Below are 19,504 nucleotides of genomic sequence, written 5' to 3' on the forward strand. Positions count from 1 at the left end.
TCAGCTCGTCAGCGTGGCGATGATCGCCTTGGCACACAGCGTCATCAAGCCGCCCGGCACGATGCCGAGGATCAGGATCAACGCGCCGTTGAGCGTCAGCACGAGGCGCACGTCGATGCTGGCGGAGACTGTGCTGGCAGTGACCGGCTTGTCGAAGTACATCACCTTGACGATACGCAGGTAATAGAAAGCGCCGACGAGCGACATGATCACGGCAAAGACCGCGAGCCCGATGTAGATGGCCTGCCCCGAGGCGATGAGGGCCTGCAGTACCGCCAGCTTGGCATAGAAGCCGACCAGCGGCGGCAAGCCGGCCAGCGAGAACATCGCGACCGCCATGACGCCGGCATACAGCGGGCTGCGTTGGTTGAGGCCCGCCAGATCGACGATCTCTTCGCTCTCGAAACCTTCGCGCGCGAGCAGCAGGATGATGCCGAAGCTCGCGAGAGTCGTAAGCACGTAGGTCACGATGTAGAACATCGACGCGCTGTAGGCAAACTGTGCGTTGTACGTATTGCCGTTGACCACGCCTGCGACCAGGCCCAGCAGCATGAAGCCCATCTGCGAGATGGTCGAGTACGCCAGCATCCGCTTCAGGTTGGTCTGCGCGATGGCCGCCAGATTACCGACCAGCAGGGACGCGATGGCCAACAAGGCGAGCATTTGTTGCCAGTCGATCGCGAGTGGCAACAAGCCTTCGACCAGCAAGCGAATGATGATGGCGAAAGCCGCAAGTTCAGGCGCGGCACCGATCAGCAAAGTGACGGCGGTCGGCGCACCCTGGTACACGTCGGGTACCCACATATGGAACGGTGCGGCACCGACCTTGAAGCCGAGACCGGCCACGATGAAGACCAGACCGAACACCAGCACCTGGTGATTGACCTTGTGCGTCGATATCGCCTTGAAGACTTCGTTGACGTCGAGTGAGCCGGTCGCGCCGTACATCATCGACAAGCCATAGAGCAAGAAGCCACTCGCCATCGCGCCGAGCACGAAGTACTTCATGGCGGCTTCGCTGGCAACCGCGTTGTCGCGTCGCAGCGCGACCAGCGCATAGCTCGACAAGGTGAGCAGCTCCAGCCCGAGGTAGATCAACAGAAAATTGCTGCCGGACATCATGACGAAGATGCCGAGCAGCGCGAACATGCTGATCGTGAACATCTCGCCACCGCGGAGCATGTCGCGATCCGCCGCATAAGGCCGGCCATAGATCAGCGTCACCATCAAGGCGATCGTCGCGAAGCACTTGAGCCAGTTGCCCATCGGGTCACTCACGACCATGCCGCCGAAGCCGTAGATCGTCTTGCCGTCAGCCGCGTTCAGGCCAGTCAGCACTGCGACCACCGCCAGCGTGGCAAGCGTCAGTACATAGGTGCGCGTGCGGCGTGCGCCGGGCTCGCCCGACAGGTCGACGAGCGCAATGATGCAGGCCATGACCAGGAGGACGACCTCTGGGTAAATCGTGATCCAGCTGAGTTTGTCAATCATCTCGTTCTCTTCTTCAGCGGGGAATCTTGGACACGGCGACGTGCTTAAGCAAACCGTCGACCGACGCGTTCATCGCGTCGGTGAACGGCTTGGGATACAGGCCCATCCACAGCACGGCGATGGCGAGCAGCGACAGCATCACGAACTCGCGTGCATTGATGTCCTTCAGCTCCTTGACGTGGTGGTTGCCGACCGGGCCGAGGTAGACGCGCTTGTACATCCAGAGTGTGTAGGCAGCACCGAAGATCAACGCCGTTGCGGCACCGAAGCCGATCCAGAAGTTGTATTTGACTGCGCCCAAAATGACCATCCATTCGCCGACGAAACCGGCCGTGCCCGGCAGACCGCAATTGGCCATGGCGAACAACAGCGCGAAGGCGGCAAATTTGGGCATGGTGTTGACGACGCCACCGTAGTCGGCGATCTGGCGCGAATGCACCCGGTCGTACAACACGCCGATGCCGAGGAACATGGCGCCTGAAACAAAGCCGTGCGCGATCATCTGAACGATCCCGCCCGACACGCCGAGTTCGCTGAAGATAAAGAAGCCCAGCGTGACGAAGCCCATGTGCGCCACCGACGAATACGCCACCAGCTTCTTCATGTCCTGCTGCACAAGGGCGACCAGGCCGACATAGATCACTGCGATCAGAGACAGCGTGATCATCAACCACGCCCACTCGTGCGAGGCGTCGGGAGCGATCGGCATCGAGAAACGCAGGAAGCCGTAGGCGCCGAGCTTCAGCATGATGGCCGCCAGCACGGCAGAGCCGCCGGTGGGCGCCTCGACGTGCACGTCGGGCAACCACGTGTGGACCGGCCACATCGGCACCTTGACAGCGAATGCAGCGAAGAAGGCGAAGAACAGGAAGGTCTGCACGCTGCCCGTCAGAGGCAACTGGTGCCACGTCAGGATGTCGAAACTGCCGCCGGACTTGTTGTACAGAAAAATCAGCGCGACAAGCATCAGCAGCGAGCCGAGCAGCGTGTACAGGAAGAACTTGAAGGCAGCGTAGATCTTGTTCGGCCCGCCCCAGATTCCGATGATGAGGTACATCGGAATCAGCGTGGCTTCGAAGAAGACGTAGAAAAGCAGCCCGTCCAGCGCGGAGAACACGCCGATCATGAAGCCCGACAAGATCAGGAACGCACCCATGTACTGGTTCACCCGCTCGGTGATCACCTCCCAAGCAGAGATCACCACGACGACGGTGATGAACGACGTCAGCAGCACCAGCCACATCGAGATGCCATCGATGCCCAGGTGGTAATTGACGTGGAAGCGATCGATCCAGCCCTCTTTTTCGACGAACTGCATCGCGGCGCTGCCGTTCTGGAAGCGCGTGAAAAGCGGAATCGTGACGATGAAGCTCAGGATGGAGCCAATCAAAGCGATCCAGCGCACAGCCGTCGCATGCTCGTCACGGCCAAAAGCCAGCAGCACGGCGCCGAATGCAATCGGCACCCAAATGGCAAGGCTCAACAAACCCATTTTTATTTTTCTCCAGCGCTCGGCAATTTAGCGGTTGAACCAGACGAAGTACGTCATCAAAACGAAGATGCCCAACAGCATCGCGAAAGCGTAGTGGTAGATGTAGCCAGACTGCAGCCAGCGCACCGCACCGGAAATGCGACCGACCAGCTTCCATGAGCCATTGACGAGGGCGCCATCGATGATGGCTTGGTCGCCGCCCTTCCACAGACCGGTGCCGAGTGCCCGCGCACCGCGCGCGACGATGTTTTCGTTGATCCAGTCGAGGTAATACTTGTTCTCGAGCAGACGGTAGACCGGACCGCACGTGCGCTTGATCGCCGCCGGCAAGGCCGGATTGATCATGTACATGTACCAGGACAACACGACGCCCGCCAGCGCGAGCCAGAACGGCAGCGCGGTGAAACCGTGCAGGGCCATGCCGACGGCTGAACCGGCGTGCTCGAAGCCTTGCGCCAATTCCTCCATCGCCGGATGCTTTTCCGCATTGATCAGGATCGCGTCCTTGAAGAAGCCGCCGTACAACATTGGCTTGATCGTGAGGAAGCCGATCACCACGGATGGGATGGCCAGCAACACGAGCGGCAGCCAAACCACCCAGGGCGACTCGTGCGGCTTGGCGTGCGGATCGTGGCCGTGGGCGTCGTGCGACACGTTGGGCTCGTCGTGGCTTGCGTGTTCGTCGTGCGCGTCATGCGTCGCATGGGCATCATGGTGCGCGTCCGGATTCTGGTCGTAGCGCTCCTTGCCGTGGAACACCAGAAAGTAGAGCCGGAACGAATAGAACGCGGTGATGAATACACCGGCCAGCACGGCAAAGTAGGCAAAGCCGGAACCCCACAAATGGCTCTCGTGCACCACTTCAATGATGCTGTCCTTGGAGTAGAAGCCGGCGAAGAACGGCGTGCCAATCAGCGCCAGCGAGCCGAGCAGGAAGGTGATCCAGGTGATCGGCATGTACTTGCGCACGCCGCCCATCCAGCGGATGTCCTGGTTGTGGTGCATGCCGATGATGACCGAGCCGGCGCCGAGAAACAGCAGTGCCTTGAAGAAGGCGTGCGTCATCAGGTGAAACACCGCGACCGAATAGGCCGAGGCGCCGAGCGCGACCGTCATGTAGCCGAGCTGCGACAGCGTCGAGTACGCGATGACGCGCTTGATGTCGTTCTGGATGATTCCGAGGAACCCCATGAACAGCGCGGTGATAGCGCCGATCACCATGATGAAACTCAACGCGGTGTCGCTCAACTCGAACAGCGGCGACATGCGCGCCACCATGAAAATGCCGGCTGTCACCATGGTTGCCGCGTGGATCAGTGCCGAGATCGGGGTTGGGCCTTCCATCGAATCGGGCAGCCAGACGTGCAGCGGAAACTGCGCACTCTTGCCCATCGCGCCGATGAACAGGCAGATGCAGATCACGGTGATCAGCATCCAGTCGGTACCGGGAAAGGTGAGCGTGGCCAAGCTATCGGCCTTGAGGAAGGCTTCACCGTAGTTCAGCGTGCCAGCGTACGCCGCGACCAGTCCGATGCCCAGGATGAAGCCGAAGTCGCCCACTCGGTTGACCAGAAACGCCTTCATATTCGCGAAGATGGCTGTCGGCTTGTTGAACCAGAAGCCGATCAACAGATACGACACCAGGCCCACGGCCTCCCAGCCGAAGAACAACTGCAGCATGTTGTTGCTCATGACGAGCATCAGCATCGAGAAGGTGAAGAGCGAGATGTACGAGAAGAAGCGGTTGTAGCCTTCGTCTTCTTCCATGTAGCCGATGGTGTAGATGTGCACCATGAGCGAGACGAAGGTGACGACGCACATCATCATCGCGGTCAGGCCGTCGACCAGAAAGCCGACTTCCATCTTCAGGCCGCCGACCACCATCCATTCGTACAACGTCGCGTTGAAACGAGCGCCATCGACGACAACGCTTTTAAGCGTCAGGGCCGAAATGACGAAAGCTACCAGGACGCCGAGGATGGTCAGCCAATGCGTGACTTTGCGACCGATGTGATTGCCGCCGAACTTCGTGCCGAAAAGACCGGCGATGACGGAGCCGACCAGCGGCGCCAGGGAAACCGCCAGCAGGGTGGATGCAGAAAGCGTTGCGCTCATGGTTGAAACTCTTAGCCCTTGAGCGAGTTGAGCTCGTCGACATTGATGTTCGACTTGTTGCGGAACAGCAGCACCAGTAGCGCCAGGCCGATGGCCGACTCTGCCGCCGCCACCGTCAGAATGAAGAACACGAAAATCTGACCATGCATGTCGCCGAGGTAGTACGAGAACGCGACGAAGTTGGTGTTGACCGCAAGAAGCATCAGCTCGATGCACATCAAGAGAACGATCAGGTTCTTACGGTTCAGAAAGATACCGATGACAGACAACGCGAAGAGCATCGCACCCAGCGATAGAAAGTGTCCGAGCGAAAGTGTCATGCCTTGGTGCCCCCTGTCGCAGATGTCGTGGGTGCTGCGGCTGCGGCAGGTGCAGCAGGTGTGACCGGCACGACCGGTTGTGCCGGCCGCGTGACGCCCATTTGCACGACGCGCACGCGGTCGCGCGCCTTGACGCGGACCTGATCCGACGGGTTCATGTGCTTGCTGTCCTTGCGTGTGCGCAACGTCAGCGCAATAGCGGCAATGATGGCGACCAGCAAGATGACGGCCGCAATTTCAAGCGGATAGAGATACTCTTTGTACAGCAGCTTGCCGAGTTCGAGCGTGTTCGAACTGTCGGCAGCCGAAGACATGGCATGCGGCGACTCGTTGAGGCGGAAACCGCCCATCAACACGCCGGCCATCTCGAGCGCGATGATCGCGCCGACCGCCGCCGCCAACGGAAAGTGCTTCCAAAAGCCCTCACGCAAGCTGTCGACATTGATGTCGAGCATCATCACGACGAACAGAAACAAAACCATCACCGCGCCGACGTAAACCAACACCAGCGCGATGGCCAGAAACTCGGCGCGCAGCAACAGCCAGATAGCAGACGCCTGGAAAAATGCAAGCACCAAATACAGCGCCGCATACACGGGATTGCGCGATGTGATGACGCGGAAGGATGCAAACAGCAGCACCGCGGCAAATAGATAAAACAGACCGGTCTTGACGTCCATGGAGCGAGTTCGTTGCGAGTTTCGGGCCAGTCCGCGTTAGCGGTATTTGGCGTCGGCAGCCTTGTTGGCCGCGATCTCTTTTTCGTAGCGATCGCCCACGGCCAGCAACATGTCTTTGGTGAAGTACAGGTCGCCGCGTTTCTCACCGTGGTATTCGAAGATGTGCGTTTCGACAATCGAATCGACCGGGCAACTCTCTTCGCAGAAGCCGCAAAAGATGCACTTGGTCAGGTCGATGTCATAGCGCGTGGTGCGGCGCGAGCCGTCGTCACGCACATCGGTTTCGATTGTGATCGCCAGCGCGGGGCAGACGGCCTCGCACAGCTTGCAGCCGATGCATCGCTCTTCCCCGTTCTCATAGCGGCGAAGTGCATGCAGCCCACGAAAGCGCGGCGACTGCGGCGTCTTTTCTTCTGGGAACTGGACCGTGATCTTGCGGGCGAAAGCATATTTCCCGGTGATCGCCAGGCCCTTGAACAACTCGAACAGCATGAAACTGCCGAGAAAGTCTTTCAAGGAGAAAGGCGCGGACGGGATCGTAGAAGAGCGCGCAATCGCGCTGGCGGTGGGCGCAGTCATGGCAGTTCTGTTTATTTCCAAATGTTGAAAGGGGTCTGCATCCAGGCGCCGACCACGACCAGCCACACGAGCGTGATCGGAATGAAGATCTTCCAACCGAGCCGCATGATCTGGTCATAGCGAAAGCGCGGGAAGGTCGAGCGAACCCACAGGAACATCGTGACCACGCAGAAGGTCTTGATGCCCAGCCAGATCCAGCCCGGAATGAAGCTGAGGAACTCGAACGGCGGCAACCAGCCGCCCAGGAACAGGATGACGGTCAGGATCGAAACCAGCCACATGTTGGCGTATTCGGCCAGAAAGAACATGGCGAAGCTCATGCCCGAGTACTCGATCATGTGGCCCGCGACGATCTCGGACTCACCTTCGACCACGTCGAACGGGTGACGGTTGGTCTCTGCCAGGCCGGAGATGAAGTAGACGACGAAGATTGGCAGCAAGGACAACCAGTTCCACGACAGCAAACCGACGCCCATCGATGCGAAGGTACCCCTGCCCTGCCCCATCACGATGTCGGTCATGTTGAGACTGGCCGACACCATCAGCACGACGACGAAGCAGAAGCCCATCGCGATTTCGTAGCTGACCATTTGCGCCGATGCGCGAAGTGCACCAAGGAACGCGTACTTCGAATTTGAAGCCCAACCAGCAATGATCACGCCATAGACCTCCAGCGAGGTGATGGCCATGACGAACAGCAGCCCGGCATTGATGTTGGCCAACGCGACTTCAGGCCCAAACGGAATCACGGCCCAAGCCGCCAGCGCCGGCATGATCGTCATGATCGGGCCGAGCAGGAACAGGCCCTTGTTGGCGACCGTCGGAATGATGATTTCCTTGGTCATCAATTTGAGCGCGTCCGCGATGGGCTGCAGCAAGCCGAACGGGCCGGTGCGGTTTGGACCAATACGGATTTGCGTGAAGCCGATCGCCTTGCGTTCCCACAGCGTGAGGTAGGCCACGGCGCCCATCAACGGCAGCACCACCACGACGATCTTGATGAGCGTCCAGACGATTGGCCAGACCACGGCGGTCCACCAGCCAGCCCCGATCAGGCCATGGCCGAAGCCAAAAATCGCGTCGATCATGATGCCAGCGCCTCTGCGGCCGGGACTGCTTGGTGCCGGTCGTAGGTGCTGCGAGCATCAGCGGTGAGTTGCAGCGACGGCGCGCGCCGGACGATGGAGTCGAGCTGATAGATGCTGGCCACCACGGGTGCCGCAGCAGCTTCGTTCGACGCTGCTGCAACGGCTTGCGTAGCATTGCTCAGCTTGTCGGCCGACACCTGCGTGCCCTCGCCAATACTGCGAAGCACGTCTGCCGTCGACTCGAATGCGAAGCCTTGAAGACCGAGCAAATTGGCAAGCACGCGCAACACTTTCCACGCCGGACGCGCTTCGCCGAGCGGCTTGACCACCGCATGGAAACTTTGCAGCCGTCCTTCGGCGTTGACGAACGTACCCGGTGTTTCTGTGAACGGCGCGATGGGCAACAGCACATCGCTGAATTCCAGATTGGCCTTGAACGGGCTCAACGTCACGACCATCTGAGCATTGAACAGAGCATCGGATGCCGCAGCGCCGATGGCGGAATCGAACACCGGTTCGTTGTTGAGAATCAACGCCGCCTTGAGGCCGCCCGCCATCATTTGCGCGGCGTTCAGGCCATTGCTCTTCGGCATCGCGCCGACGAGTTGGGCGCCGACGGTATTGGCCGCTTCGGTGAGGTAACCGACGCTCGCGCCGGTTTGTGCGCCAATCCACTGGGCCAGCGCAAGCAGCGCTCCCGCGTCGGCGTGGTGTGCGGCGGCATTGCCTAGCAGGATGGCTTTGCGCTCGCCGCTGAGCAGCGACTTTGCAATGGCTTGCGCCACATCGCTCGGTGCGTCTTTGCTTTCGACTGGCGAGGTAGTGCCAGCGCTTTGCCCGATGGCGGAAGCGATGCCTGCCAATGCGGCGAACCATTGTTCGGCGCCAACGCGCACAACGCTGCCCGCCTTCATAGCCCACGCGTCGTCATCGGCCATCAACGTGGACGACGTGATGACGCTGAGCGCCCCGCCCTTGCGCACCGATTGACGAATGCGCTGTGCAAACAGCGGGTGCTCTTTACGCAGGTTCGAACCGATGACCAGCACGCGCTGTAGTTGCGACAACGATGCGATCGATGTGCCGAGCCAACGAATACCTTCGAACGCGCCGAACTCTGCATTGCGCAGGCGGTAGTCGATGTTGTCGCTGCCGAGTTGGCGTGTCAGCAGGGTCGCTAGCTGCAGTTCTTCGAGCGTGCTGTGCGGGCTGACCAGCGTACCGATGCTTTGCGGGCCGTGATCGGTCTTGATCTGCTTCAACCCGTTGGCGACGTATTCGAGCGCGGTTTGCCAGTCGACTTGCTGCCATTGGCCACCCTGCTTCAGCATGGGCTGCGTCAGGCGCTCAGGGCCGTTGAGCGCTTCATACGAGAAACGGTCGCGGTCGGCGATCCAGCATTCGTTGACATCTTCGTTCTCCAGCGGAACGACGCGCATCACCTTGTTGTTCTTGACCTGAACGATCAGGTTGGCACCGGTCGAGTCGTGCGGACTCACCGATTTGCGGCGCGACAGTTCCCACGTGCGGGCACTGTACCGAAACGGCTTGCTGGTCAGTGCGCCGACCGGACAGATGTCGATCATGTTGCCGGACAGTTCGGAGTCGACAGAGTCACCGACGAAGGTTTCGATCTCGGCGTGCTCGCCACGGTGCGACATGCCGAGCTCCATCACGCCTGCCACCTCCTGGCCGAAGCGGACACAGCGCGTGCAATGGATGCAGCGGCTCATCTCTTCCATGCTGATCAGCGGGCCGACGTCCTTGTGAAAGACCACGCGCTTTTCTTCTTCGTAGCGCGAGCTCGATCCACCGTAGCCGACCGCCAGGTCCTGCAACTGGCATTCGCCGCCCTGGTCGCAGATCGGGCAGTCGAGCGGATGGTTGATGAGCAAAAACTCCATCACGGACTGCTGCGCCTTGATGGCCTTGTCGCTTTTGGTGCGAACGATCATGCCTTGCGTCACAGGCGTGGCGCAGGCCGGCATCGGCTTGGGCGCCTTCTCGACGTCGACCAGGCACATGCGGCAGTTGGCCGCGATGCTGAGCTTCTTGTGATAGCAGAAGTGCGGGATGTACGTCCCCGCCTTGTCGGCCGCATGCATGATCATGCTGCCCTCGATGATTTCGACCTTCTTGCCGTCGAGTTCGATTTCAACCATTTTTGTTTACCGGGCCTCAGGCTTTGGCAGCCGCATTGGGCGCATAGCCCGGAATCAGTGCCTCGAACTCGTGGCGGAAGTGCTTGATCATGGCGCGTACCGGCATTGCGGCAGCGTCGCCCAATGCGCAAATCGTGCGACCCTGGATGTTGTCGGCGACGGAGTTGAGCAGGTCCATGTCGGTCTGCTTGCCAAGTCCGTTGTGGATGCGGTCGACCACCCGCCAGAGCCAGCCGGTGCCTTCGCGACACGGCGTGCATTGGCCGCACGACTCGTGCATGTAGAAGTACGACAAGCGGCGTAGCGACTCGACCATCGAACGGCTGTCGTCCATGACGATGACCGCGCCCGAGCCGAGCATCGAGCCGGCCTTGGCGATGGAGTCGTAGTCCATCGTGCAATCCATCATGATTGCCGCCGGCAGCACCGGTGATGACGAACCGCCGGGGATCACCGCCTTGAGCGTGCGGCCCTTGCGAACGCCGCCTGCCAGTTCCAGAAGCTTGCTGAACGGCGTGCCCATTGGCACTTCATAGTTGCCGGGCAACTCGACATCGCCGCTGACCGAATAGATCTTGGTGCCGCCGTTGTTCGGCTTGCCGCATTCGAGGTAAGCCGGCCCGCCGTTGCGGATGATCCACGGCACGGCTGCAAACGTCTCGGTGTTGTTGATCGTCGTCGGCTTGCCGTAGAGACCGAAGCTAGCCGGGAACGGCGGCTTGAAGCGCGGCTGACCCTTCTTGCCTTCGAGCGATTCGAGCAAGGCGGTTTCTTCACCGCAGATATACGCGCCAAAACCATGCGCTGCGTGCAACTGGAAGTTGTACGTGCTGCCCATGATGCCGTCGCCAAGGTAGCCGGCAGCGCGTGCTTCTTCCAGCGCTTCTTCGAAGCGGTCGTAGCTCGTGAAGATCTCGCCGTGGATGTAGTTGTAGCCGACGCTGATGCCCATCGCGAATGCGGCGATCGCCATGCCTTCGATCACGATGTGCGGATTGAACTGGAGGATGTCGCGGTCTTTGCAGGTTCCGGGCTCGCCCTCGTCCGAGTTGCAGACAAGATACTTCTGGCCCGGAAACTGGCGCGGCATGAAGCTCCACTTGAGCCCCGTCGGAAAGCCGGCGCCGCCGCGGCCACGCAAGCCCGATGCCTTGACTTCGGCGATCACCTGGTCGGAGGTCATGCCCTCGCCCAGGATTTTGCGCAATGCTGCGTAGCCGCCGCGCGCTTCGTAGTCGGACAGGCGCCAATTGGTGCCATCGAGCCCGGCGTAGATCTGTGCGCCGATATGTCGGTCATGGAAACAGGTCTGAACGCCCGTTGCCTGAAACTGTGAAAGCACTTGATCGGGCGACATCAGGAAGCCTCTCCGGTGGTTGCACCGCGCAAACCGTCAATGAGTTGATCGAGCTTTTCGTTGCTCATGAAGCTGCACATCGTGCGGTCGTTGACCAGCATGACCGGCGAGTCTGCGCAGGCGCCCAGACACTCGCTTTGCTGCAGCGTGAAGAAACCGTCGGCCGTGGTGCCGCCCATCACGATACCCAGCTTCTTTTCGAGATGCGCCAGCGCCTTGGCGCCATCGCGCAGCAGGCACGGCAGGTTGGTGCACACGTTGAGCTTGTACTTGCCCACCGGATGCTGGTTGTACATGTTGTAGAAGGTCGTCACCTCATGCACCGCAATCGGCGCCATGCTGAGGTACTCAGCCACATCACGCTCGCGCTGCAGGCTCACGAAGCCTTCTTCCTGCTGGATAAACGCCAGGCAGGCCATCACCGCAGAGTCTTTGCCTGCAGGCGGGTACTTGGCAACTTCTCGCGCGAACTTGTCTAGCATCTCTTGCGAGAGAGGCGCCGACGCATGCTTCAAGGTGTCTGAATTCATAGGTTGAATCACCTGTCAATTTCGCCGAACACGATGTCCATCGTGCCGATCACGGCGACGGCATCGGCAATCATGTGACCACGCGCCATCTCGTCGAGCGCAGCCAAATGCGGAAAACCAGGCGGCCGGATCTTGAGGCGGTATGGCTTGTTGGCACCGTCGCTCACCAAGTAGATGCCGAACTCGCCCTTGGGGTGCTCGACAGCGGCATAAGCCTCGCCTTCGGGCACATGAAACCCTTCGGTGAAAAGCTTGAAGTGGTGGATCAACTCCTCCATGTTCGCCTTCATCGATTCGCGCGCCGGTGCCGCCACCTTATGGTTGGCGGTTATCACGGGGCCATCGTTCGTGCGCAACCAGGCAGAGCACTGCTGGATGATCCGATTGGCCTGGCGCATCTCTTCGATGCGAACCAGATAGCGGTCATAGCAGTCGCCAGTCTTGCCGATGGCAATGTCGAAATCCATCTGGTCGTAGACGTCGTAAGGCTGCTTCTTGCGCAGATCCCATTCGATGCCGGAACCACGCAACATCGGACCCGTAAAGCCGAGGTTCAACGCGCGCTCCGGCGTCACGACGCCGATACCTACCGTGCGTTGTTTCCAGATGCGGTTGTCGGTGAGAAGTGTTTCGTACTCGTCGACCATCTTCGGAAAGCGCTTGCTGAAATCGTCGATGAAATCAAGCAACGATCCCTGGCGATTTTCGTTCAGCCGATCAATCGCCTTGGCGTTCTTGATCTTGCTGACCTTGTATTGCGGCATCGCATCCGGCAAGTCGCGATACACGCCGCCAGGACGGAAATAAGCGGCATGCATGCGGGCGCCTGACACCGCTTCATACATGTCGAAAAGGTCTTCACGCTCGCGAAAGCAGTAGATGAGCACGTTCATGGCACCGCAGTCCAGACCATGCGCACCCAGCCACAGCAGGTGGTTCAGCAACCGCGTAATCTCAGCGAACATGACACGGATGTACTGCGCCCGGATGGGCACATCGAGGTCAAGAAGCTTCTCGATGGCAAGGCAATACGCGTGCTCGTTGCTCATCATCGACACGTAGTCGAGGCGGTCCATGTAGGGCAGCGACTGAATGAACGTGCGCGACTCGGCGAGTTTTTCAGTCGCGCGGTGCAGCAGACCGATGTGTGGATCGGCGCGCTGTATGACTTCGCCGTCGAGCTCGAGCACGAGGCGCAGCACACCGTGCGCCGCCGGATGCTGCGGGCCGAAATTCAGCGTGTAATTCTTGATTTCGGCCATCAGTGCAGTCCGCCGTAGTTGTCTTCGCGAATCACGCGTGGAGTGACCTCTCGCGGCTCGATCGAGACGGGCTGATAGACGACTCGCTTCTGCTCGGCGTCATAGCGCATTTCGACGTGGCCCGACACCGGGAAGTCTTTGCGGAAAGGATGGCCGATGAATCCGTAGTCGGTCAGGATGCGGCGCAAGTCGTCATGCCCTTCGAACACGATGCCGTATAGGTCGAAGGCCTCGCGCTCAAACCAGGTCGCGGCACTCCATACAGGCTGCAAAGAATCGACGACCGGCAAATCTTCGTTGGGCGCGAACACCTTGAGTCGCACACGCTGATTCAGGCTGACCGAAAGCAGGTGCGTCACGACGCAAAACCGTTCTCCCTGCCATTCCCCGTCGCGGTACTCGGAGTAGTCGAGCCCGCACAAATCGATGAGCTGCTCGAAGCGGCAGCCAGGCGCATCGCGCAGCATGACTGCCGCTTCAATGTAATCGGTAGCGTCGACCACCACAGTCACTTCACCCAAAGCCAGCTTGATGCTCTTGGCCTTGACGCCCAGCGTCTCGGTGATGTTCGCCAGAAGCGCGTCGGGCGAAATTGCAAAGTCCGTCATCGTTTGCAATTCCTCAAGCGCGGGCAATGGTGTTGGTGCGGCGAATTTTTTGCTGCAACTGGATCACTCCGTACAGCAGTGCTTCGGCGGTGGGCGGGCAGCCCGGCACATACACGTCGACAGGGACGATGCGGTCGCAACCACGCACGACGGAATAGCTGTAATGGTAGTAACCGCCGCCATTGGCACACGATCCCATCGAGAGCACCCAACGCGGCTCGGGCATCTGGTCGTAGACTTTGCGCAAGGCAGGCGCCATCTTGTTGCAGAGCGTGCCCGCAACGATCATCAGATCGGACTGACGCGGACTCGGCCGAAACAACATGCCGAAGCGGTCGATGTCGTAGCGGGCCGCGCCTGCATGCATCATTTCAACTGCGCAGCAGGCCAGACCGAATGTCATCGGCCACAGTGATCCGGTCTTCGCCCAATTCACCACTGAGTCGTATGTGGTGGTGACGAAGCCTTCTTTCATGACGCCTTCAATGGCCATTGCGCAAATTCCTTTTCATTCCCAATCCAGGGCGCCTTTTTTCCACTCGTAGGCGAAGCCCACGACGAGGATGGCGAGAAAGATCATCATTGCCCAGAAGCCAACGGCCCCGATCTCCTTGAGGGCAATAGCCCATGGAAACAGGAAGGCAATTTCCAGATCGAACAAGATAAAGAGAATAGCGACCAGGTAATAGCGCACATCGAATTTCATGCGTGCATCCTCGAAGGCTTCAAAACCGCACTCGTAGGGCGCGTTTTTCGCGGCGTCAGGGCGATTGGGACCGAGGACGTAACCGATAGCTTGGGGGAGGATGCCGACGCCGACGCCGACCAGGATGAACAGCAGGACTGGAAGGTAGGAATCGAGATTCATCGAATGTTTTTATCACCGCTTGCCACCGACACACCGCAACGTGGTCGTTGCTGCGTGTCGGTGAGATTTGGTGCGGTCGGCGAGACTCGAACTCGCACAGCTTTCGCCACTACCCCCTCAAGATAGCGTGTCTACCAATTTCACCACGACCGCGGTTTTTTCTGTCCGGATGGCATGAGGAACCCGTGAAGGTTTGGCTTTCCAGACAGCTTAAGAGTTTACCCTCAAATGCAGCGTTTTCTGTTGGCACGTCGCACCGAAAGCAACATCATTACTTCGACGGAATCTGCGCAGCTCCCGATGCCGGTGCGGCCGGTGCCGATGCTGGTGCAGGCGCACTGCTCGACGGGATCTGCGACGCTGCGCCCGCCGCCGGTGCAGCAGGTGCGCCGATCGCAGCGCGCTCCAGCAAACTATCACCGCCAGTGGGACGCGCGTGGCTGAAATAGGCCAACAGCAAGGTGCACACGAAGAAGACCGCAGCAAGCACAGCCGTGGTGCGCGAAAGAAAGTTCGCACTCCCGCTGGCGCCGAAGAGGCTACCGGCACTGCCGCTGCCAAACGCCGCGCCCATGTCGGCGCCCTTGCCATGCTGAATCAGGATCAGGCCGATCATCACGAGCGCCGACAGCATCTGCACGCCGACCAAAAGATTGAGGACTATGTTCATTCGTTTTTACTCCAGGGGTTGCAGCGCGCTCAGGCGGCTGCGGCAATGATTTGCAAAAAGTCAGAGGCCTTGAGCGATGCGCCGCCAATGAGGCCGCCGTCGATGTCAGCTTGCGCGAGCAGTTCTGCAGCGTTCGCTGCGTTCATGCTGCCGCCGTAAAGGATGCGGATGCCGGCAGCGTGTTCACTGGCCGCGTGGTGCAACTGCGCACGCAACACCGCATGTACCGCCTGCGCTTGTTGGGGCGTCGCCGTCTTGCCTGTACCGATAGCCCATACGGGCTCGTACGCTACGACGATTTCGCTGATGCAATGCCCGTTCACATGGATCACTGCGGCCAGCTGCCGCTTGACGACTTCCTCGGTTTGGCCTGCTTCGCGCTGCGTCAATGTTTCGCCGACGCAGATGATCGGCGTGATGCCGTTGGCCAACGCTGCCGCGGCCTTTGCGGCAACGACTTCGTCAGTTTCACCGTGGTATTGCCGACGCTCCGAGTGGCCGACGATCGCATAGCGAACGCCGAACTCTTTCAGCATCGCGGCCGATTGCTCACCGGTGAAAGCGCCCTGAGGATGCGCAGAGATGTCTTGCGCGCCCAAAGCGAGCTTGGAGCCGGCGATCAACGACTGCACTTGCGCGAAGTATGGCGCCGGAGCGCAAAGCGCCACATCGCATTCAATATTGCCAAGGCCTTGCAGAAGCGCGCGCACCAACGTCTCGTTGACATCGAGGCCACCGTTCATCTTCCAATTACCGGCAATCAACTTGGCGTGTTTCGTCATCGCATTCACCACGTCAACACGATCTTGCCGATGTGCTGGTTCGATTCCATCAACGTATGAGCCTGCGAAGCGCCACTCGGTTCGCCAACAGCTGCAAAAGTGCTGTGAATGACAGGCTTGATCGCGCCAGATTCGAGCAACGGCCAGACATTTTCGCGCAGCGACTTGGCGATGGCACCCTTGAAGGCGATCGGCCTCGGTCGCAATGTCGAACCGGTCACGGTGAGCCGACGGCGCAGCACGAGCCCTGCATTGAACTCGCTGTTCACGCCACCCTGTACCGCGATCATCACGAGACGGCCGTCTTCGGCCATGCACTCGATCTCGCGCGCGACGTAGCTGCCGGCGACCATGTCGAGCACGACATCGACGCCCTTACCGCCCGTGATCGTCTTCACCTCCGCCACGAAATCGGCGGTCTTGTAGTTGATGGCGTGATCCGCGCCCAGCTTCCGGCAGGCAGCACACTTTTCATCGCTGCCAGCCGTGACGATTACGGTTGCACCAAACGCCTTGGCAATTTGAATCGCCGTGACGCCAATGCCGCTCGAACCGCCCTGGATCAACAACGTTTCGCCCTTTTGCAGCCGCCCGCGGTCGAACACATTGCTCCACACGGTGAAGAAGGTTTCAGGCAAAGACGCAGCGTCTACTTCGCTCCAGCCCTTGGGCACCGGAAGGCATTGCGCTATCGGCGCCACACAATATTCAGCGTAGCCGCCGCCCGCTACGAGTGCGCAAACGGCATCGCCGATAGCAAAGCCTGCCTCGGCCATCGCTTCGGGATCGCCTGAGAGGATGCGCCCCGCCAATTCGAGGCCCGGCAGATCGGACGCACCGGGCGGCACTGGATAGTGACCCGTGCGTTGCAACACGTCGGGCCGGTTGACGCCGCTCGCGACCACGCGAATCAGCAGTTCGCCCGCGCCGGCCACCGGCTCCGGACGTTCCACCACGCGCAGCACCTCGGGAGCGCCGTACGAACTGATTTCAATGGCTTTCATGATCTTTCCAGGCTGCAGCGCCTGCCTCGTGGACAGGCGCGGGCTCCCGTGAGAAGGCGGCGGAAGTGGCTCCAGAGCCAACACCGCCGCACCCTTCTCACTCTTGCGATTCGCGAGGTGCTTGCTCGGCGACAGGCGCCGGCTGTTCATTGCGCGAGTCGCTACGCGGCTCATTGCGCTGCTCGTTGTTGAAACGCGGCTGACGATCACCACGGTCACCACCGCGGTCACCACGGTCGGAGCGCTCGCGGCGCTCGCCACCACGGTCTTCACGCGGCGCGCGTTCCTGGAACTCCATGCCAGCCGGACGCTCCGTCAATGCCTTCATCGACAGCTTGACGCGGCCCTTTTCGTCGGTCTCCAACACCTTGACCTTGACGATCTGGCCTTCGGTCAAGTAGTCCTGCACCCGCTCGACGCGTTCGTGCGCGATCTGGCTGATGTGCAGCAAGCCATCCTTGCCCGGGAGCAGGTTGATGAGTGCGCCGAAGTCCAGAATTTTGGTGACCGGGCCTTCGTAGATCTTGCCGATTTCGACTTCCGCGGTGATCTGTTCGATGCGCTTCTTCGCTTCTTCGGCCTTGGCCGGATCGGTCGAAGCGATCGTGATGGTGCCGTCTTCGTCGATGCTGATCTGCGTGCCGGTTTCTTCCTGCAGGCCGCGGATGACAGCGCCGCCCTTGCCGATCACATCGCGGATTTTTTCCGGGTTGATCTTGAGGGTCATGAGACGTGGCGCAAAGCTAGAAATTTCGGTCTTGGCTTCGCCCATCGCTTCCTGCATCTTGCCGAGGATGTGCATGCGCGCTTCCTTGGCTTGCGCCAGCGCAACCTGCATGATTTCCTTGGTGATGCCTTGGATCTTGATGTCCATCTGCAACGCGGTAATGCCGTTGGTCGTGCCGGCCACCTTGAAGTCCATGTCGCCCAGATGATCTTCATCGCCCAGGATGTCGGTCAGCACCGCGAAACGGTTGTCTTCCTTGATCAGGCCCATGGCGATGCCGGCGACGTGCGCCTTCATCGGCACGCCGGCATCCATCATCGACAGGCAGCCGCCGCAGACCGAAGCCATCGACGACGAACCGTTCGATTCCGTAATTTCCGAGACCACGCGAATGGTGTACGGAAATTCTTCCTTGGACGGCAGCATCGCGGCGAGCGCACGCTTGGCCAAACGGCCGTGACCGATTTCGCGGCGCTTGGTCGAACCCATGCGGCCGGTTTCGCCCGTGGCAAAGGGAGGCATGTTGTAGTGGAACAGGAAGCGGTCTTCGTACTCGCCGGCCAGCGCGTCGATGCGCTGTGCATCGCGTTCGGTGCCCAGCGTCGTGATGACCAGCGCCTGCGTCTCACCACGGGTGAACAAGGCCGAGCCGTGCGTGCGCGGCAGCACTGAGTTGCGAATTTCGATCGGGCGCACGGTGCGCGTGTCGCGACCGTCGATGCGGGGTTCACCCGACAGGATCTGGCTGCGAACGATCTTCGATTCGATAGAAAACAACAAGTCGTTGACCTTGCCGGCATCGAACGGTTCGCCGCTCGCCTTCAGCGATGCCATGACACTGGCGTTCGCTTCGCGCAGCGCTTGCGTACGCGCTTGCTTGCTACGGATCTGATAGACCGCGCGTAGTTTTTCTTCGGCCAGACCCTTGACCTTCGAGACGAAGGCTTCGTCCTCGGCGGGTGCCGTCCAGTCCCACATCGGCTTACCGGCGTCACGCACCAGTTCGTGAATCGCATTGATTGCGATGTTGGCCTGCTCGTGCCCAAACACAACGCCACCGAGCATGATTTCCTCGGACAGTTGTTTGGCTTCCGACTCGACCATCAGCACAGCGGCTTCGGTGCCGGCGACGACCAGATCCATCAGCGAATCCTTGCGCGCGGTCTGGCCCGGGTTGAGCACGTACTGGCCGTTGATGTAGCCCACGCGTGCAGCGCCGATCGGGCCACTGAACGGAATGCCGGAGATCGACAGTGCGGCGCTCACGCCGATCATCGCCGCGATGTCGGCATCGACTTCGGGGTTGAGCGACAGCGTGTGGATCACCACGTGCACTTCGTTCAAGAAGCCTTCAGGGAACAGCGGACGGATCGGACGATCTATCAGGCGGCTGGTCAGCGTTTCGTGTTCGCTGGGCTTGGCTTCGCGTTTGAAGAAGCTGCCGGGGATCTTGCCCGCGGCATAGGTCTTCTCGATGTAGTCGACGGTCAGCGGGAAGAAGTCCTGGCCGGGCTTGGCCGACTTGGAAGCGACCACGGTGGCCAGGATGACGGTGCCTTCGATATCGACGACGACTGCGCCACCGGCCTGGCGGGCGATCTCACCGGTTTCCAGAATGACGTTCTTGCCGCCCCATTGGAACGACTTGGTGACTTTGTTGAAGAGGCTCATGTTTTGCTCCTGTTTTTGCTGACGAACCCACACGGGCCCGCCGGGAGGGAGCGCTTCTCAGAACACGATGCCATTCCAGTGAAGCTCGGATCGAACTT

General features: G+C 60.2%; 18 protein-coding genes and 1 tRNA gene. All 19 read right to left on the reverse strand.

All coding sequences use genetic code 11. The annotated features are described in order from the left end of the window. On the reverse strand, nucleotides 1-1,491 hold the full coding sequence (gene nuoN, locus QN397_RS14480) for an NADH-quinone oxidoreductase subunit NuoN (RefSeq protein WP_323501237.1): 1,491 nt from the start codon (nucleotides 1,489-1,491) through the stop codon (nucleotides 1-3). A gap of 13 nt (nucleotides 1,492-1,504) precedes the next feature. Continuing rightward, the gene (locus QN397_RS14485) at nucleotides 1,505-2,983 is read right to left on the reverse strand and encodes an NADH-quinone oxidoreductase subunit M (RefSeq protein ID WP_323496199.1); all 1,479 of its coding nucleotides are present in this window, start codon (nucleotides 2,981-2,983) and stop codon (nucleotides 1,505-1,507) included. Between the two features lie 27 nt (nucleotides 2,984-3,010). Further along, complete coding sequence (gene nuoL / locus QN397_RS14490; protein WP_323501238.1) at nucleotides 3,011-5,098, reverse strand: NADH-quinone oxidoreductase subunit L; 2,088 nt, start codon at nucleotides 5,096-5,098, stop codon at nucleotides 3,011-3,013. An 11-nt stretch (nucleotides 5,099-5,109) separates the two neighbouring features. Further along, on the reverse strand, nucleotides 5,110-5,418 hold the full coding sequence (gene nuoK / locus QN397_RS14495) for an NADH-quinone oxidoreductase subunit NuoK (protein ID WP_323501239.1): 309 nt from the start codon (nucleotides 5,416-5,418) through the stop codon (nucleotides 5,110-5,112). Then, on the reverse strand, nucleotides 5,415-6,098 hold the full coding sequence (locus QN397_RS14500; RefSeq protein ID WP_323501240.1) for an NADH-quinone oxidoreductase subunit J: 684 nt from the start codon (nucleotides 6,096-6,098) through the stop codon (nucleotides 5,415-5,417). Before QN397_RS14500 ends, nuoK begins: the two co-directional genes overlap by 4 nt. Before the next feature lie 36 nt (nucleotides 6,099-6,134). Beyond that, nucleotides 6,135-6,677, reverse strand: coding sequence for an NADH-quinone oxidoreductase subunit NuoI (nuoI, locus tag QN397_RS14505; RefSeq protein ID WP_187051349.1), 543 nt, complete (start codon nucleotides 6,675-6,677; stop codon nucleotides 6,135-6,137). 11 nt (nucleotides 6,678-6,688) lie between these two features. Further along, nucleotides 6,689-7,765, reverse strand: coding sequence for an NADH-quinone oxidoreductase subunit NuoH (gene nuoH, locus QN397_RS14510; RefSeq protein ID WP_323496202.1), 1,077 nt, complete (start codon nucleotides 7,763-7,765; stop codon nucleotides 6,689-6,691). After that, on the reverse strand, nucleotides 7,762-9,927 hold the full coding sequence (gene nuoG / locus QN397_RS14515; protein WP_323501241.1) for an NADH-quinone oxidoreductase subunit NuoG: 2,166 nt from the start codon (nucleotides 9,925-9,927) through the stop codon (nucleotides 7,762-7,764). Before nuoG ends, nuoH begins: the two co-directional genes overlap by 4 nt. A 16-nt stretch (nucleotides 9,928-9,943) precedes the next feature. After that, nucleotides 9,944-11,284 carry an NADH-quinone oxidoreductase subunit NuoF gene (gene nuoF, locus QN397_RS14520; RefSeq protein WP_323501242.1) on the reverse strand — a complete coding sequence of 447 codons (1,341 nt, stop codon included), beginning with the start codon at nucleotides 11,282-11,284 and terminating at the stop codon, nucleotides 9,944-9,946. Then, entirely contained in the window at nucleotides 11,284-11,814 is a 531-nt protein-coding gene (nuoE, locus tag QN397_RS14525) for an NAD(P)H-dependent oxidoreductase subunit E (RefSeq protein WP_323501243.1), read from the reverse strand. Before nuoE ends, nuoF begins: the two co-directional genes overlap by 1 nt. 8 nt (nucleotides 11,815-11,822) lie before the next feature. Then, complete coding sequence (locus QN397_RS14530) at nucleotides 11,823-13,076, reverse strand: NADH-quinone oxidoreductase subunit D (protein WP_323496207.1); 1,254 nt, start codon at nucleotides 13,074-13,076, stop codon at nucleotides 11,823-11,825. Next, a complete protein-coding gene (locus tag QN397_RS14535; RefSeq protein WP_323501244.1) occupies nucleotides 13,076-13,684 on the reverse strand; it encodes an NADH-quinone oxidoreductase subunit C in 609 nt (202 codons plus the stop codon). The genes QN397_RS14530 and QN397_RS14535 overlap by 1 nt, the downstream gene beginning before the upstream one ends. A gap of 13 nt (nucleotides 13,685-13,697) precedes the next feature. Then, nucleotides 13,698-14,177, reverse strand: a complete 480-nt coding sequence (locus QN397_RS14540; RefSeq protein WP_012748606.1) for a NuoB/complex I 20 kDa subunit family protein — start codon at nucleotides 14,175-14,177, stop codon at nucleotides 13,698-13,700. 15 nt (nucleotides 14,178-14,192) lie between these two features. Further along, nucleotides 14,193-14,552, reverse strand: a complete 360-nt coding sequence (locus tag QN397_RS14545) for an NADH-quinone oxidoreductase subunit A (protein WP_187051342.1) — start codon at nucleotides 14,550-14,552, stop codon at nucleotides 14,193-14,195. A gap of 68 nt (nucleotides 14,553-14,620) precedes the next feature. Next, nucleotides 14,621-14,705 (reverse strand) — tRNA-Leu (locus QN397_RS14550). A gap of 118 nt (nucleotides 14,706-14,823) precedes the next feature. After that, on the reverse strand, nucleotides 14,824-15,222 hold the full coding sequence (secG, locus tag QN397_RS14555) for a preprotein translocase subunit SecG (RefSeq protein ID WP_187051341.1): 399 nt from the start codon (nucleotides 15,220-15,222) through the stop codon (nucleotides 14,824-14,826). Between the two features lie 29 nt (nucleotides 15,223-15,251). Then, nucleotides 15,252-16,004, reverse strand: coding sequence for a triose-phosphate isomerase (gene tpiA / locus QN397_RS14560; RefSeq protein ID WP_323501245.1), 753 nt, complete (start codon nucleotides 16,002-16,004; stop codon nucleotides 15,252-15,254). Nucleotides 16,005-16,009: 5 nt separating this feature from the next. Continuing rightward, nucleotides 16,010-17,008: an NAD(P)H-quinone oxidoreductase gene (locus tag QN397_RS14565; protein WP_323501246.1), complete on the reverse strand. Its 999-nt coding sequence runs from the start codon at nucleotides 17,006-17,008 to the stop codon at nucleotides 16,010-16,012. Nucleotides 17,009-17,105: 97 nt separating this feature from the next. Further along, nucleotides 17,106-19,406 carry a polyribonucleotide nucleotidyltransferase gene (gene pnp / locus QN397_RS14570; protein ID WP_323501247.1) on the reverse strand — a complete coding sequence of 767 codons (2,301 nt, stop codon included), beginning with the start codon at nucleotides 19,404-19,406 and terminating at the stop codon, nucleotides 17,106-17,108. Between the last annotated feature and the right edge of the window lie 98 nt (nucleotides 19,407-19,504).

Origin of the sequence: Variovorax sp. RTB1 (assembly GCF_035018765.1) — a bacterium.
In the GTDB taxonomy this organism is placed as follows: domain Bacteria; phylum Pseudomonadota; class Gammaproteobacteria; order Burkholderiales; family Burkholderiaceae_C; genus Variovorax.

Bases quoted from the DNA above. Each gene is read 5' to 3' on its own strand.
- nuoE (WP_323501243.1), bottom strand. From the start codon at position 11,814: ATGAATTCAGACACCTTGAAGCATGCGTCGGCGCCTCTCTCGCAAGAG.
- QN397_RS14530 (WP_323496207.1), bottom strand. From the start codon at position 13,076: ATGGCCGAAATCAAGAATTACACGCTGAATTTCGGCCCGCAGCATCCG.
- nuoF (WP_323501242.1), bottom strand. From the start codon at position 11,284: ATGTCGCCCGATCAAGTGCTTTCACAGTTTCAGGCAACGGGCGTTCAG.
- QN397_RS14485 (WP_323496199.1), bottom strand. From the start codon at position 2,983: ATGGGTTTGTTGAGCCTTGCCATTTGGGTGCCGATTGCATTCGGCGCC.
- tpiA (WP_323501245.1), bottom strand. From the start codon at position 16,004: ATGACGAAACACGCCAAGTTGATTGCCGGTAATTGGAAGATGAACGGT.
- QN397_RS14500 (WP_323501240.1), bottom strand. From the start codon at position 6,098: ATGGACGTCAAGACCGGTCTGTTTTATCTATTTGCCGCGGTGCTGCTG.
- QN397_RS14545 (WP_187051342.1), bottom strand. From the start codon at position 14,552: ATGAATCTCGATTCCTACCTTCCAGTCCTGCTGTTCATCCTGGTCGGC.
- nuoG (WP_323501241.1), bottom strand. From the start codon at position 9,927: ATGGTTGAAATCGAACTCGACGGCAAGAAGGTCGAAATCATCGAGGGC.
- nuoN (WP_323501237.1), bottom strand. From the start codon at position 1,491: ATGATTGACAAACTCAGCTGGATCACGATTTACCCAGAGGTCGTCCTC.
- QN397_RS14565 (WP_323501246.1), bottom strand. From the start codon at position 17,008: ATGAAAGCCATTGAAATCAGTTCGTACGGCGCTCCCGAGGTGCTGCGC.
- QN397_RS14540 (WP_012748606.1), bottom strand. From the start codon at position 14,177: ATGGCCATTGAAGGCGTCATGAAAGAAGGCTTCGTCACCACCACATAC.
- nuoK (WP_323501239.1), bottom strand. From the start codon at position 5,418: ATGACACTTTCGCTCGGACACTTTCTATCGCTGGGTGCGATGCTCTTC.
- nuoH (WP_323496202.1), bottom strand. From the start codon at position 7,765: ATGATCGACGCGATTTTTGGCTTCGGCCATGGCCTGATCGGGGCTGGC.
- secG (WP_187051341.1), bottom strand. From the start codon at position 15,222: ATGAACATAGTCCTCAATCTTTTGGTCGGCGTGCAGATGCTGTCGGCG.
- nuoI (WP_187051349.1), bottom strand. From the start codon at position 6,677: ATGACTGCGCCCACCGCCAGCGCGATTGCGCGCTCTTCTACGATCCCG.
- nuoL (WP_323501238.1), bottom strand. From the start codon at position 5,098: ATGAGCGCAACGCTTTCTGCATCCACCCTGCTGGCGGTTTCCCTGGCG.
- pnp (WP_323501247.1), bottom strand. From the start codon at position 19,406: ATGAGCCTCTTCAACAAAGTCACCAAGTCGTTCCAATGGGGCGGCAAG.
- QN397_RS14535 (WP_323501244.1), bottom strand. From the start codon at position 13,684: ATGACGGACTTTGCAATTTCGCCCGACGCGCTTCTGGCGAACATCACC.